1 protein-coding gene is annotated in these 810 nt (G+C 37.2%); it reads right to left on the bottom strand.

Going from position 1 to position 810, the window contains the following annotated elements; all coding sequences use genetic code 11:
- Window positions 1-795, bottom strand: a 795-nt coding sequence (locus AC1DUW_RS30955; RefSeq protein ID WP_477644471.1) for an RNA-guided endonuclease TnpB family protein, incomplete at its 3' end; no start/stop codon positions are given.
- Window positions 796-810: the final 15 nt, after the last annotated feature.

Genomic DNA, 810 nt, shown 5'->3' with positions numbered 1-810 from the left:
GATAGCCACTTTTCGTTTTTGTTTTTGATAGTTTTTRGCTTCAGYCAATGGTTTATTTTGATTCAAGGCTATTTCTTGTCGCCTTGAAAGAATCCGTTGTGCTTTGGCCAATTTCTTTTCGACCRTCCGGAAGAATTTTGGRTTTTGATAGACCGTACCATCTGAAAGAATAGCAAAGTTCTTCAAACCAACATCTACACCGCACGAACGATTMKTTTTAGGAAGTACTTGTACATKGGTTTCSGCTAAAACGGAAATGAAATATTTACCCGAAGRGTTCCGCCTGATTGTGGCATTGATGATTCGCCCTTCGACTTCGCGGCTTTTAGCAAAACGAACTAGACCGAGTTTTGGCAATTTKATTTTGTTTCCAATTATTCCGATATTTCCATTCGTATRTTTAGTCGTGTAGGACTGGATAGGATTCTTTTTCGATTTGAAGCGTGGTGACTTGTTTTGCTTTTTATAATATCGACTATAGGAATCTGCTAGATTTTCCACCGATTTCTGTAAGGCAATACTGTCTACTTCTTTCAGGAAAGAATACTCTTTCTTTAAAGCTGGAAGTTCTTTGATTGTTGCGTATTTATTCAGAAAAGAACYTTTCCATTCATTAGAGGGTAATTGGCCGTTCTGTTTCATTTCTTCACAGATATACCAGTAGGCATCTTTCTCCTTTTGTTTGCCTAAAAAGAAGTTATAGACAAAACGGGAGCAGCCGATCGTTTTATTGATTAGAACTAGTTGTTCTTTAGTTGGATAGATTCGAAATTTATAAGCTTTGTTTACGACCATTGGTTTCACCCCCTT

This window comes from Peribacillus sp. P4_C12, assembly GCF_056402095.1.
This window is presented reverse-complemented; position numbering and strand designations above follow the sequence as displayed.